The following is a 13,528-nucleotide window of genomic DNA, read 5'->3' on the forward strand; positions in this document are numbered from 1 at the left end:
CGATATGAAACGGCTACACCCGGCGGCCACTGCGGTTGGTGACGGCGCCGTAGATCAGCAGCACGATGATGGCTCCGAGGATGGCCAGCAGCCAGGTCCTGAGGTCGAAGAACTCTGCCAGTCCGCCGCCGAAGATCAGTGATCCGATCCAGCCGCCCAGGATGGCCCCAACAACGCCGAGGACCATGGTGACCACCCAGCCTCCGCCTTGGCGGCCCGGCAGGATGGCCTTTGCAATGGCTCCAGCAATCAGGCCCAAAATGAGAAATCCGATAATGCCCATGTTGCCACTCCTTGTCAGTAAGTTGTGCCGGGTCCCCATTTCCGGTTCCATCATTCAATCAGCAGGCTTACTACTGTGCAAGGCCTTCATTATCACAGGATGACTGTCAGTTTTGCCGGAATGCGGCGGAATTCTCTCCGACGGAAAAGTGGACGCCGATAGGATTAGGTGTCCCAGCATTTGACGAAGGAGCTCCGGCATGTCCAGCCAGACCCAGCGGCCGCGGGCCATATTCCTCGACATCGACGGCACCTACGCTGACCACGGGCTTGCACCGCAGGCGCACGTCGACGCCGTCCGGACCGCCCGGAAGCTCGGCCACCTCGTGTTCGTCTGTACGGGGCGGCCCCTGTCCATGGTCCCCGCGCACATCCTGGCGGCGGGATTCGACGGCACCATTACAGGCGCCGGCGCCAGGGTGGAGGTAGGCGGTGACGTCCTCAGGGACGCGCGCTTCGAGCCGGAGCTGGCGGCAAGCATCGTCGAAACGCTGGACGCCCACGGCGCCTCCTACATCCTGGAAGCGCCCGAGGCCCTGTATGGCCGCACGGGCGTCGACCTGCGGCTGCGGGAGGTCCTGGGCCCCATCTTTGCCGGCCGCCCCCAGCACGACGGCGTACTCAGCACCGACGTGGATCCGCTGGAGGACATCCTGGGACCCATGCAGTACAGCGACGATCTCCGCGCAACGTCCTACGCCAAGATCTCCTGTTTCGATTCGCCCGTGCCGCTGACCCGCCTGATGGAGACCTTCGGTCCCGGGGTGGGGCTGATCCCCAGTTCCCTGTCGGCCCTGGGTGATCGTGCGGGGGAGATCTATATGGCGGGCACCCACAAAGCCGTGGGGATCCAGGTGGTGGAGGCCCGGCTCGGCCTGGACCGGGCAGACATCGTGGCCATCGGTGACAGTGCCAACGACATCGAGATGCTTGAGTACGCCGGCGTGGGCATTGCCGTGGAGGGGGGCCATCCCGCCGTTCTTGCCGTGGCGGACAGGACCACTGCCGCGCCGGCCGGCGACGGCGTGGCGCTGGCCTTCGCGGAGCTGGGGCTCCTGGGGTAGTCTTCAGCTCGCCCGGGCTGCGGCCGTCAAAACGCCGGGCGAAGTTCCCAGGCCGCGCACCACCCAGCCCTGTTCCCGCCAGGCCCCTGCGTCCAGCGCATTGCGCCCGTCCAGGACCACCCGCCGTCGTACCTGCTGCCCGGCGGCGGCAGGACACAGCTGCCGGTACTCGTCCCATTCGGTGAGGAGCAGCACCAGTTCAGCGTCCCGGAGCGCCTTCTCCGTGGATGCCTCGAAGCGGAGCCCTGGGTAGCGGCGCCATGCAAGGTTCACGGCTTTGGGGTCCGTGACGGTGACATGGGCTCCGGCGGCGGCCAGCCGGTCCGCAACATCCAGGGCCGGAGAGTCGCGGATATCGTCGGTGTCCGGTTTGAAGGAGGCCCCGAGCACGGTAATGGACCGCCCGGCGAGCGTGCCACCGCACAGCTCCGCCGCGAGGCCCACGGTGCGCTCCCGCTGGCCCACGTTCACCGCATCGACCACGCGCATCCAGTCCTCCACCGCGGGCACCGCCAGGGTGGCGGCCTGGGTGCGGAAGCTGCGGATGTCCTTGGGCAGGCAGCCGCCGCCGAAACCAAGCCCCGCGTGCAGGTAGCGGCTGCCGATCCTCGGGTCCAGCCCCATCGCCTCGCTGAGCTCGGTGACGTCGGCGCCCGAGGCCTCGCACAGTTCAGCGACTGCATTGATGAAGCTGACCTTGGTGGCCAGGTATGCGTTCGCGGCGGACTTGATGAGTTCTGCGGTGGCGAAGTTGCAGACCAGGCGGGGAGTGCCTGCGGCCAGCAGCGGTTCGTAAACAGCGTCCAGGGCTGCGGTCACGTCCAGGGGCGCCCCGGTGGCGGGGTGGAAGGCGGCGGTCCGGCCGCCCTCCACGCCGTAGACCAGCCGGTCCGGCACCAGCGAGTCCTTGACGGCGGTGCCCTGCCGCAGGAACTCGGGGTTCCAGCCGAGCAGCACGTCCGGCCGTGCGGCCAGTACGCCGCGAAGCATCTCCACGGTGCCAACAGGCACCGTGGATTTACCGACGACGACGGCCCCCTCGGCCAGGTGCGGCAACAAGGCAGCCGCGGCGGAGACCAGGAAGGTGAGGTCGGCGGCGTCGGACGTCTTGTCCTGGGGCGTCCCTACGCACAGGAAGTGCACCTGCGCGCTCCCGGCCTCGGCGGGATCCGTGGAAAAGCGGAGCCGTCCGGTGGTGCGGCCGTCCTCGAGGAGTTCATTGAGGCCAGGTTCGTGGAACGGTGCGGCTCCCTGTGCCAGCTGGGCCACCTTGGTGGGGTCGACATCGATGCCCACCACGGTGTGGCCCATGGAGGCCAAGGTCGCCGCGTGGACAGCGCCCAGGTAGCCGCAGCCGATCACGGACATTTTCACGATGATGCTCCTGCCGTGGAGGCCTTCCATGGGGGTACCGGCGCCGCCGCTATGACGTCCGTGTAGTGCTGCACCAGTTCGGTGCAGAGCGCGGGCCAGGTTCTGTCCTGGACCGAGGAGTGTGCTGCGGATGCGAATGCCCGGCGTTTGGCGTCGTCGCCCATCAGGTCCTGCACCCGGGCCCGCATGGCGGACAAATCGCCCGGTTCGTAAAGCCACCCCGTGCGCGAGTTCTCCACCAGGTCCAATGGCCCACCCCGGCCCGTGGCCACCACCGGAACACCCGATGCCATCGCCTCCTGGATGGTCTGGCAGAAGGTTTCGAACTCGCCGGGATGGACGAACAGGTCGAACGATGCCACCGCCCGCGCCAGGTCGTCACCGCCCAGGAAGCCGGTGAACGCCGCCCGGGGGAGTGCCGCCTCAAGGACTGCCCGCTGGGGTCCGTCGCCCACCACCACCAGCTTGGTGTTGGGAATGCCGGTGAGGGCGGCAAGGTCTTCCACCTGCTTTTCGACGGCCAGCCTCCCCACGTAGCCAATGATCCGTTCACCGGCCGGGGCAATCGAAGCCCGCCACCCGTCGTCGCGCTTTTCCGGCGAAAACCGCGCAGTGTCCACGCCGCGGCGCCACATCCGCACCCGCGGAATGCCCCGGCCGCGCAACTGGTTCAGCGCGAACGTGGAGGGCACCAATGTACGTGAGGCGAGCAAGTGGATGTTCTCCACCCTGTTCCAGGCCCAGTTCTCCAGGAAGGGAACGCCGTACCGGGCGGCGTAGCTGGGAACCTCGGTCTGGTAAATGGCCACGGTGGGGATACCCAGCTGGTGTGCCGCCTGGGCGGCACGCCAGCCCAGGACGAACGGCGAGGCCAGATGCACCACGTCGGGCGCGTACTCGGCAAGGATTCGCTTGACCCGGTACGCACCTCCCAATGCCAGCCGTACGTTCGGATAACCGGCCAGCGGGACCGCGGGAAGCCGGTGGACCTGCGCCCCCTTGACCTGGCCCGGCACGGACCCCTCGTGGGCTGACGCGGCGATGACCAGGACGTCGTCGCCCCTTTCCTCGAGGTGGTCCAGGACCCTCAGGATGGAGTGGGTGACGCCGTTCATCAGCGGCAAAAAAGATTCGGCAACGATTGCGATCCTCACCCCTCCACCGTGCGTGCCTTCCCTGAAATGGCGGGGGCGGAGGCGTTACCCGGAAGAGAAGGCCTGGTGAACAACTGCCCCGATTTCCCAAATAAAGTACTAAGTAGGCTTTGCATTTGATGCTAAGCATGCTTACGGTAGTGGGGCAGTCAGCGCAGAGCCTCAAGCAGTCGGGGCGGAAGCCGGATGACGGGAGCAAGCCCCGGTCCGGGACATCCATTGCTGGCAGACCCAGTGCAACGACCATCCAAGGAGACGTCATGCTCAACAGGGAAAACCTTGAAAACCTGCTCACCAAGGGCGGCAACGTCGTCGGTTCCGACGGCTCGAAAATTGGTTCGATCGGTCAGCTGTACGCAGACGATGACACAGGCGAGCCCACTTGGGTCACCGTGAAGACGGGCCTGTTCGGTACCTCCGAGTCCTTCATTCCAGTCGAAGGTGCGCACAACCAGGGCGAAGACCTGGTGGTTCCTTTCAGCAAGGAGCACGTCAAGGACGCTCCGCGCGTGGATGCCGACGGCCACCTCACTCCCGAGGAAGAAGACCGGCTGTACACGTACTACGACCGCGGTGCCCGTACCTACACGGAGGCCCGCTCCGGCGCCGCCGGGGACGTGGACCTTCAGGGTGACGCCGACCTGAACGCCGGCACCCCCACGGCAGGGCTCGGTGCAGGCCGCGACACCTATGACCGCGACGAAACCACGCGCGGAACCGTAGGCCACGACACCTCGGGCCCCACCACGGACGACGCCATGACGCGGTCCGAGGAACAGCTGCACGTTGGCAAGGAGCGCGAGGCCACCGGGCGCGCCCGGCTGCGCAAGTACGTCACCACCGAGAACGTCACCAAGACCATCCCGGTGGAGCGTGAAGAAGTCCGGATCGAGCGTGAGCCCATCACGGACGCCAACCGCGGCGCCGCCCTCGACGGACCGGCCATCAGCGAAGAAGAGCACGAGGTGGTCCTGCATGAGGAGCGCCCGGTAGTGGAGAAGGAAGCCGTCCCCGTCGAGCGGGTCCGGTTGGACAAGGACGTTGTCCGCGACGATGTCACGGTCAATGAGGAAGTCCGTAAGGAAAACATCGAAACAGACGGCAACACCCGTCGCTGATGCGGATGGGGGCTTGGCCCCCGTCCATCGGCCGGCTGATTGGAGCAGCCGCCCTGACACGGTGAACGGCGCCGGGAACCCTGCTTGCAGGCTCCCGGCGCCGCACTGTTTAAAACGCTGGTGCAGCCGCGCTGTGAGCGGTGACTGCACCAGCCAGTAGGACGAATATCTTCAGAACTTACGGTTCATCTCTCATTCGCGGCTCCTGTTTTCCCGGTTGACGGTATCCGGGTGGATGGCTGGCTCTGTTCACGTCCGGCAGCCAGCAAAAATCGCAGTGTGCCCTCGGCGGGGCGGCGGGTGTTGGTTTCTACCAATTTTACGGCGGGGCCGGGCAAAAAGCGCCGGCTGCCGGGGCATTCGATTGTTGATTGAGGCTGCACGGGAGCCTGTCGTGCGCGGGCGCGGCGCACCCGGCGTGACACCATGGAACACGATGAAACTGCGCGCTGATCAGACCGGAGACCGTGGCCTTCCCATGCCGTTATGGCTGCAGGGTGCCCTTGAAGCGGCGCAGGCGGCCGTCATTTCGGCGCTGGTGGTCGTGGCCCCCATCGTCGCAGTCTGGGCCACTGCGGGTTTCCAGAACGGGCAGTTCGAGGTCCTGGCGCGCCTGGCGGGACAGTCCTGGCTCCTGGTCCACGGGGTGCCGCTGGAACTTGCCGGCACAGGACCCGGGACTGCCACCCACGGCGGGTCCGGCATCCTGAGCCTGATTCCCCTGGGCCTGACCCTGATTCCCTTCCTCCTGGCCTGGCGCGCCGGCCGCCGGCTGGCCCGTGCTTCCTACACTGACCAGCTGTGGCAGGCGTTGCTGGGCTCGTGGGCAGTATATGCAGCGTTTGGCGCGGCCACCGGGTTCGTCTGCCGCAGCACCGACGTTGGCATCAACCTTTGGTACGCCATGTTGGTTCCGCTGGTCCCGTTCGGGCTCGGAATGGTGATTGGCGCGCGAAGGGAAGCGGGGTCCTGGAGCCGGCTCATCGGCGTCGACGCGGTGGACTGGATCTCGCGCACCAGCCAGCATTCCCGCTGGGCCGGATCGTACTTCGCATCCGCGGCGAAGGCAGGGTTCGTCGCAGTGCTGTCAGCCCTCACCCTGGCCGCGGTGCTGCTGGCAGTTGACCTGTTCATCCACTGGAACCTGGTGGTGTCCGTGTATGAAGCGCTCGACGCCGGCCCGGTGGGAGGTGCCGCCCTCACCATCGCGCAGCTGGGCTTCCTGCCCAACCTTGTGGTGTTCGCGCTTGCGTGGACGTCCGGCGCCGGCTTTGCCATGGGGGCAGGGTCCCAGGCCGGGGCGTTGGGGACCGCCGTCGGGCCGCTTCCGTCCATCCCGGTCCTGGCCGCCATCCCGTCGGGGTCCCTGGATTACGCCTTCGTTGCACTGATCGTCCCGGTGCTGGCAGGCGTCATGGCGGGATGGTGGTTCCTCAGGGAGGGTGAAAACCACTTCGACGAATGGCTTGCCATCAAGGTCCACGCCCGGTGGTTCACCGCCACCGTCTCCACGCTGATGCTCGGGGTGCTCGTGGGCGTGGCGGCCGGCCTGCTGACGGTCTGCCTTGCCTGGATCGCCAGGGGGTCAGCCGGCCTCGGCCGCTTGACCGCCATCGGACCCGACCCGCTGTGGACGGGAGTGTGGGTTGCTGCCGAGGTGGGCGTCGGCGTCGTTATCGGTTACGCCGCCGGCCCGTGGCTGGAACGCGAGAAAACCGGGGCAGCCGACCACGATGCGGAACTGGTCCACTAGGCCTGAACCGCGGCTAGCGGACCTTGGTGGGCAGGACGTCCTGGAACTGTGCCATGCACGCATGGGTTGCCCGGTCCGTCAGCGCCCGGCCCAGGCACGCCTGGTACTCACGCACCTGGTCAAACAGGACCATGGTGGTGACAATCAGCAGCACCATGACCGCTGCAACCACCAACCCCGAAATGGTGCCTAGGAGAACCAGCTTGGATTCCTTGAGCCGGATTGCCCGGACCAGCAGGACGATCCCCAGGACCAGGCTCGCTGCGGTAAGCATGGTTGTCAGCCACAGGTAGCCGACGTCCAGTTGGTATACGAAGAACGCCCCGAGGACCGAGACCACGAACATCCGGAACAGGGTGTGGGTCTTGGCGAGGGAGGCTTTCGCCGCCTCGCTGAGCGGGGCTCTGGCCTGCTGCTGCCCGCTCCGGCCCGGTTCGCTGTTCATGTTTTCCAGCGTACGCGAGCCTGCACCTAAGCTGGACCAATGCGTATCGTCGTCCTCGTTTCCGGAACCGGGTCCAATCTCCAGGCCGTCATTGACGCCGTCAAGGCGGGGGAGCTCGACGTGGACATCGCAGCGGTGGGCGCAGACCGTGAAGGAACCTACGGCGTCGAACGCTCTGCTGCCGCCGGCATCCCCACCTTCGTGGTGGACTTCAAGGCCTACCCGGACCGCGCCGACTGGAACGCCGCGCTGACCAAAGCCGTGGCCGCCTATGCCCCGGACGTGGTGGTGTCCTCCGGGTTCATGCGGATTGTCAGCCCGGACTTCATCGACGCGTTCAACGGCAGGTACCTCAACACGCACCCCGCCCTGCTCCCGGCATTCCCCGGCGCCCACGGCGTGCGCGATGCCATGGCGTACGGCGTGAAGGTCACCGGCTGCACCGTGCACTGGGCCGACGCCGGCGTGGACACCGGCCCCATCATCGCCCAGGAGGCCGTGGCCATCGAGGACTCCGACACCGAGGAAACCCTGCACGAACGCATCAAGGTGGTGGAGCGGCGGCTCCTCGTCTCCACCCTGGCGGCCCTCGCCGCAGACCCTTCCTTCCCACCCAACTAGCTCGCACTTGTTGTCGTTCTCAGCCCTCAAAACGACAACAACTGCGAGTCACTTGGTCCCCGGCGCTGCCAGCTGTGGATAACCGCGGCCCGCCACAGAAAGGTTTGCGATCATGGTCGCGTGAAGACCCCTCGCCCGCTTCCCGCCACGATCGCGGAGCTGCCATTTACGTTTCAGGAAGCGGTCGACGCCGGCGTAACCCTTCGGCGCCTTCGTCACGCAGCGCTGGACGCACCCAGCCGAGGCATCAGGGTCCCGTATTGCGGCATCTCTGTCGGTCCAGCCGGCACACACCGGATTCAAGCTCTGAGGCCGTTTACGACGATTACGGCGTTCTCAGCTGCTTCTCACGCCACAGCTTTCAACTTCTGGAATTTCCCGGGTTTTCTGCCCGGCCAAACGGACCCGCGCATCCACATTTCCCGTCCGGACTCCATGGCCATTCCCCGACGCAAGGGTGTGGTGGGCCATGTGGGACAGTTCTTCGACGACGAGATCGTGTCTGTGGAGGGGGTGCTGGTAACAAGCAGGCCGCGGACCTGGCTGGACAATGCCCGCAAGATGAGCGTCGACGAGTTGACAGTCGTTGCTGATCACCTCGTGCGCGTGCCGAGGGCTGTTTTTGAAACGCGAGCAGAGCCGCATTGCACAATGGAGGAGCTGGCTGGGATGCTGGCCCGGCACAAAGGTACGCCCGGCATCAGGAAAGCGCGCCTGGCACTGGAGCAGGCTCGGGTGGGCGCGGACTCTGCGCCTGAGACACGCTTGAGACTGGCGCTGGAATTCGCCGGGCTTCCAGAACCGCAACTGAACGCGCGCACTGAGCTGAGCGGCGGCGTCGTACGGCAGCCTGACTTGGGCTACCCCCAGCAGCGCGTTGCCGTGGAGTACGACGGCGAAGTGCATTCTTCCCCTGAACAGGTCGTCCGTGACATCGCCCGCGAGGAGGACTTTCTTCGGGCGGACTGGCTTCTGGTCAGGATCTCCAAGCGGCATATGGAAGATGCCGCCAAGGCCGCCGTCTCGAAAGTGCGCCGCGCGCTTCTCAGCAGAGGCTGGTCATCCGACTAACGGCATCGGGCGGAACATACGGCGCGTGTGCTGCCGACACGCGCGAGTCAGACGTCTGGAGCAGGTAACGAACTGGCTCGCACTTGTTGTCGTTTTGGGGGTCCTAAACGACAACAAGTGCGAGCCAGTTGGGGAGGCGGCGGCTACTGCAGGCGGGCCTGCCGTGTTTCGGGGGAGAAGAACGCCATCCACAGCACGGAGGCCAGCACCAGGGCGCCGGCCAGGGCAAAGGACGTGGCCAGCCCGAGTTCGGGCCAGAAGTAGTTGGCGAAGATCAGCGGCCCAAAACCCGCACCGAGCCGGGAAAATGTGGACGCCCAGCCGAATCCGGTGCCGCGCAGTTCGGTGGGGTAGAGCTCGGAGACGTAGGCGTAGAGCACCGGGATGGCCACCTGCACCACGAACCCGAACACCAGCAGCCAGAAGACCGCGGCCGTGGGGATGTCCACCACGAACGCCACGATCACCAGGGTCAGCGCCGAGAGCGGACCGGTGATGGCAAGGATCCATTTCCGCCCCACCCGCTCCACCAGGAGCGCCGCCACCACGACGCCAAGAAATCCGACGGCGGCCATGGACGACGTGGTGACGAACGCCTTGTATTCGGCGAACCCGGCGCCGATAAGGATCCTCGGCATCCACGTCAATGACAGGTAATACACCAGCAGGATGCTGAAGAACAGGGACCAGGCGGCAGTGGTGATCTTCCAGTTGAACTGCCACACGGACCTCAGCTGGGTCCAGGCGCTGCCGGCGGAGAGCCGCGGCACGTCCTTGGCATCGGGAAGGCTGTAGACGCGGGGTTCTGCTCCGGTGGCCACCACCAGCCCGTCAATGATTTTCGCCGCTTCCTCCCGCCGGCCTTTCCGGATGAGGAAGAGCGGGGACTCGGGAACGCTGCGCCGGATCCAGAACACCAGGAGGGCGGGCAGCACCATCACCAGCATCGTCAGGCGCCAGTCGCCGTAGAGGGCCACCAGTCCGGCCGAGACGAACCCGGCCAGGGCCGCACCGACCGGCCACCAGCCGTCCATGGCAGTCAGCACCTTGCCGCGCTGCTTCCGCGGAGTGAACTCACCCACCAGGGCGTAATCCACGGGGATGCAGCCGCCCAGGCCAAACCCGGCCATGAAGCGGAAAACGCAGAACCAGACGAAATCAGGGGCGAAGGCGCCCAGGACGGTGAACACGGAGAACAGCAGCAGGGTGGCGGTGAAGGCCTTCTTGCGCCCCACGGTGTCTGCGATGGTTCCCCAGACGAAAGCGCCCAGGGCCATACCGATCAGGTTCGCGGTTCCCACCCAGGCCGCCTCCCCGGCGGAGAGCGACCAGTGCTTGGACAGCAACGGAATCAGGATGCCGTTGAGGGTCACATCCCAGGCATCGAACATGAAGCCGAGGCCCCCGATCAGGAAGATCCTGCCCTGGACTTTCCATCGCCAGGGCAGTTCCTGGACCACCTGTTCGCCGCTGGGCACAGTGGTGTAAGTGTTCATCGCCGCCTCCTGTTGAAAACTCTAGCCCGCGCCCACGGCGTTCACACTCCGGTGGCCGCACAGGCCAACCGTGCCCTTCGCGATAAACTGGCCCTATCCCCACCAACCGCGGCCCTGTTCCGCGAGATAAGACGGAGACATTTGTGAGCTTCACGCAGCATGAGCGCGTATCCATTGACCGTGTACCCATCCGCCGGGCCCTGATCTCGGTTTACGACAAAACCGGTCTGGAGGAGCTCGCCACGGGCCTGCACGCAGCGGGCGTGAAGCTGGTCTCCACCGGCTCCACGGCCAAGAAGATCGCCGCCGCGGGCATCCCCGTCCAGGAGGTTGAGGAAGTCACCGGTTCCCCCGAGATGCTGGACGGCCGCGTCAAGACGCTGCACCCGCGCGTCCACGGCGGCATCCTGGCCGACCGACGGGTCCCGGCCCACATGGAAACCCTCGCCAGCATGGACATCGAGGCCTTCGACCTGGTGGTGGTGAACCTCTACCCGTTCGTGGAGACTGTCAAGTCCGGTGCCGCGCAGGACGACGTCGTGGAACAGATCGACATCGGAGGCCCCGCCATGGTGCGGTCGGCCGCCAAGAACCACGCCGCCGTCGCCATTGTGGTTGATCCCTCCTTCTACGGCCAGGTGGTGGAGGCTGCCGCTGCCGGTGGCTTCGACCTGAAGACCCGCCGCCGCCTCGCCGCCAAGGCATTCGCCCACACCGCCGCCTACGACAACGCGGTGGCCACCTGGACTGCCAGCCAGTTCCTGGACGAGGACGGCGACGGCGTCATTGACTGGCCCGCCTACGCCGGCCTGTCCCTGGAACGTTCGGAGGTCCTGCGGTACGGCGAGAATCCGCACCAGCAGGCTGCCCTGTACGTGGACAAGGCTGCACCGATGGGCATTGCCCAGGCCGACCAGCTGCACGGCAAGGCCATGAGCTACAACAACTTCGTTGATGCCGACGCCGCCCTGCGCGCCGCGTACGACTTCGCTGAACCCGCCGTCGCCATCATCAAGCACGCCAACCCATGCGGTGTGGCTGTCGGTTCCGCCGGCGCCGCCGACCCCATCGCCGACGCCCACGCCAAGGCCCACGCCTGCGACCCCGTCTCCGCGTTCGGCGGTGTTATCGCCGCAAACCGCACCGTCACCGCGGGCATGGCCAACACCGTCAAGGACATCTTCACCGAGGTGGTCATCGCCCCCGGCTTCGAGCCCGAGGCCGTGGAGATCCTCTCCAAGAAGAAGAACATCCGCCTGCTCGCCCTGCCTGAAGGCTACGGCCGGTACCCCACGGAGTTCCGCCAGGTCTCCGGCGGCATGCTGGTCCAGGTCACCGACAAGGTGGACGCTGACGGCGACAACCCCGCCAACTGGACCCTCGCTGCCGGTGAAGCCGCAGATGAAAAGACCCTTGCGGACCTCGCGTTCGCCTGGACTGCCTGCCGCGCCGCAAAGTCCAACGCCATCCTCCTCGCCGAGAACGGCGCAGCAGTGGGCATCGGCATGGGCCAGGTCAACCGCCTGGACTCCTGCCGCCTGGCGGTGGAGCGGGCCAATACCCTGGGCGTCACCGTGGAGTCCGACATCGAAGGTGCCGGCGGTGCCTCCAACGCGGACGCGAGCGGCGCACCCCAGCGTGCCCGCGGTGCCGTGGCTGCCTCCGACGCGTTCTTCCCGTTCGCCGACGGACTGCAGATCCTGATCGACGCCGGTGTCCGCGCCGTAGTGCAGCCCGGCGGTTCGGTCCGGGATGAGGAAGTAATTGCCGCAGCCAACGCCGCCGGCATCACGATGTACGTCACCGGAGCCCGCCACTTCTTCCACTAATCCCCACCCTTCATCGATTGCTCCGTAACTGTCGTTTTCCCGCGTGGTAACGACAGTTGGGCCCACGCCGGCAGGGTTCCCTGGCCGAGCTTGTGAGGCTAGGGCGCCGGTGGGGAGCAGTGGATGGTTGTTAAACGACGACGGCGCCCGTCCCCTGAAAAGGGGACGGGCGCCGTCGTCGTTGTCTTGGCTTAGTCCTGCTCACCCGTGGGATGGTCAGGCTCCGGAAGCCGAATCTCCCGGGGCTTCGCCTCCGCCATCCGCTCCTTGGTCCAGTACTCGAGGACTTCCTGGCGCGACTGGGTCAGGTCGACGTGGCTGACGGGATCCTCGTCGGGATCAGGTGATTTAGGACTTTGCCGCACGCTTGAAGGTGTCCTGGATGACGCGGCCCCAGTACGGGCCGTACATGACGGAAGAGCCGTTGTAGCCGTAGCTGTTGATGGAGTTCTGCAGGCCGTCAGAGCCGATGCCGATGAACCACGGGCCGCCCGAGGAACCACCCGTCATGTCGCAGGGAATGCCCTGGGTGCCGAACTGGGGGTTGTTCGGATCGTCCGAGGCGGTGCCGGTGCAGCTCTTGAGGGTCTCGCCGTTGAAGGGCGCCGCGGCGGGGTAGCCGTAGGACGTGTAGGTCAGGCCCCGTGCCTGGTTGAAGGCAGTGCCCGAACCGCCGACCACATCGGTGAGCCGGTCACCGTTGCTGTCCGGGTCCATGACGGCGAAGCCCGTGTCATAGGTCATGTCGCCGTTGGAGACCCACTGGGTGGGGGCATACAGGGCGTTGGCGGTCCACTTGCCGTAGGGCGCCGCACCGTTGTCGTAGGCGGGGACGAAGATGAAGTTTGTGGCGTAGGCGCCCGGGCCTTCGTTCACGCAGTGACCGGCCGTAGCCACGGTGCTGCCGTTGGTCGATGCGACGGCGTTGCCTGAGCACACATAGTTGGCCCCGGCCAGGGTAAAGAAGACCTTGCCGATGTGCGACACGGGATTCTCGCTCTGGGCCATGGTGGGCTTACCCTTGGTTCCTTTGGTGGAGGAAGGCTTTCCCTTCTCAACGAGGGCGGCGCTGGAGCGGTTGCCGCGTCCCAGGGCCTTGCCGGCCAGGGTGTCACCGGGAACGGCGGTCTGCATCCGTTCCGGAGTCCAGTAATCTGCTGCACCACCGGCATTGAGCGTGACGCCTGCGACTGACGGGTTGGCATCCCCATCCGACGGCGCCGGCGCGGCTGCGGCCCCGCCCGCCGAGGTAAGTGCCAGCACGGCGGCCGCCGAGAAAGTCAGGAGGCCGGAAGCCAGAGACCTGGTGCGTGTCATTGTT

General features: G+C 66.3%; 13 protein-coding genes. 6 read left to right on the forward strand and 7 right to left on the reverse strand.

Annotated elements, in window-relative coordinates; all coding sequences use genetic code 11:
• Nucleotides 1-13: 13 nt before the first annotated feature.
• A complete protein-coding gene (locus ACR65J_RS00845; RefSeq protein ID WP_440165229.1) occupies nt 14-283 on the reverse strand; it encodes a GlsB/YeaQ/YmgE family stress response membrane protein in 270 nt (89 codons plus the stop codon).
• A gap of 199 nt (nt 284-482) precedes the next feature.
• Here ACR65J_RS00845 and ACR65J_RS00850 point away from each other — a divergent pair, with 199 nt between their 5' ends.
• Nucleotides 483-1,346, forward strand: coding sequence for an HAD hydrolase family protein (locus ACR65J_RS00850; protein ID WP_440165231.1), 864 nt, complete (start codon nt 483-485; stop codon nt 1,344-1,346).
• 3 nt (nt 1,347-1,349) lie between these two features.
• Here ACR65J_RS00850 and ACR65J_RS00855 read toward each other — a convergent pair whose 3' ends face one another.
• Entirely contained in the window at nt 1,350-2,720 is a 1,371-nt protein-coding gene (locus ACR65J_RS00855; RefSeq protein ID WP_440165233.1) for a UDP-glucose dehydrogenase family protein, read from the reverse strand.
• Nucleotides 2,717-3,874, reverse strand: coding sequence for a glycosyltransferase family 4 protein (locus ACR65J_RS00860; protein ID WP_440165235.1), 1,158 nt, complete (start codon nt 3,872-3,874; stop codon nt 2,717-2,719). Before ACR65J_RS00860 ends, ACR65J_RS00855 begins: the two co-directional genes overlap by 4 nt.
• A 260-nt stretch (nt 3,875-4,134) precedes the next feature.
• Here ACR65J_RS00860 and ACR65J_RS00865 point away from each other — a divergent pair, with 260 nt between their 5' ends.
• Both ACR65J_RS00865 and ACR65J_RS00870 read left to right on the forward strand, forming a co-directional pair.
• Complete coding sequence (locus tag ACR65J_RS00865; RefSeq protein ID WP_440165237.1) at nt 4,135-4,992, forward strand: DUF2382 domain-containing protein; 858 nt, start codon at nt 4,135-4,137, stop codon at nt 4,990-4,992.
• A gap of 436 nt (nt 4,993-5,428) precedes the next feature.
• Nucleotides 5,429-6,745 (forward strand): cell division protein PerM, encoded by a 1,317-nt coding sequence (locus ACR65J_RS00870; protein ID WP_440165239.1) that lies wholly within the window; start codon nt 5,429-5,431, stop codon nt 6,743-6,745.
• Nucleotides 6,746-6,758: 13 nt separating this feature from the next.
• On the opposite strand, the gene ACR65J_RS00875 is transcribed toward ACR65J_RS00870, so the two are convergent.
• Nucleotides 6,759-7,190, reverse strand: a complete 432-nt coding sequence (locus ACR65J_RS00875; RefSeq protein ID WP_440165241.1) for a hypothetical protein — start codon at nt 7,188-7,190, stop codon at nt 6,759-6,761.
• 39 nt (nt 7,191-7,229) lie between these two features.
• Between ACR65J_RS00875 and purN the strand changes: the two genes are divergently transcribed.
• Nucleotides 7,230-7,811, forward strand: coding sequence for a phosphoribosylglycinamide formyltransferase (gene purN, locus ACR65J_RS00880; protein ID WP_440165243.1), 582 nt, complete (start codon nt 7,230-7,232; stop codon nt 7,809-7,811).
• 120 nt (nt 7,812-7,931) lie between these two features.
• On the forward strand, nt 7,932-8,882 hold the full coding sequence (locus ACR65J_RS00885; protein WP_440165245.1) for an endonuclease domain-containing protein: 951 nt from the start codon (nt 7,932-7,934) through the stop codon (nt 8,880-8,882).
• 143 nt (nt 8,883-9,025) lie between these two features.
• Here ACR65J_RS00885 and ACR65J_RS00890 read toward each other — a convergent pair whose 3' ends face one another.
• Nucleotides 9,026-10,378: an MFS transporter gene (locus ACR65J_RS00890; protein WP_440165247.1), complete on the reverse strand. Its 1,353-nt coding sequence runs from the start codon at nt 10,376-10,378 to the stop codon at nt 9,026-9,028.
• A 143-nt stretch (nt 10,379-10,521) separates the two neighbouring features.
• Here ACR65J_RS00890 and purH point away from each other — a divergent pair, with 143 nt between their 5' ends.
• Nucleotides 10,522-12,207, forward strand: coding sequence for a bifunctional phosphoribosylaminoimidazolecarboxamide formyltransferase/IMP cyclohydrolase (gene purH, locus ACR65J_RS00895; RefSeq protein ID WP_440165248.1), 1,686 nt, complete (start codon nt 10,522-10,524; stop codon nt 12,205-12,207).
• Nucleotides 12,208-12,398: 191 nt separating this feature from the next.
• Here the strand turns inward: purH and ACR65J_RS00900 are convergent, their stop codons facing one another.
• Nucleotides 12,399-12,572, reverse strand: coding sequence for a hypothetical protein (locus ACR65J_RS00900; protein ID WP_440165249.1), 174 nt, complete (start codon nt 12,570-12,572; stop codon nt 12,399-12,401).
• Entirely contained in the window at nt 12,556-13,524 is a 969-nt protein-coding gene (locus ACR65J_RS00905) for a trypsin-like serine peptidase (protein ID WP_440165250.1), read from the reverse strand. Before ACR65J_RS00905 ends, ACR65J_RS00900 begins: the two co-directional genes overlap by 17 nt.
• Nucleotides 13,525-13,528: the final 4 nt, after the last annotated feature.

The sequence above is a fragment of the Arthrobacter sp. SAFR-044 genome, assembly GCF_059414985.1.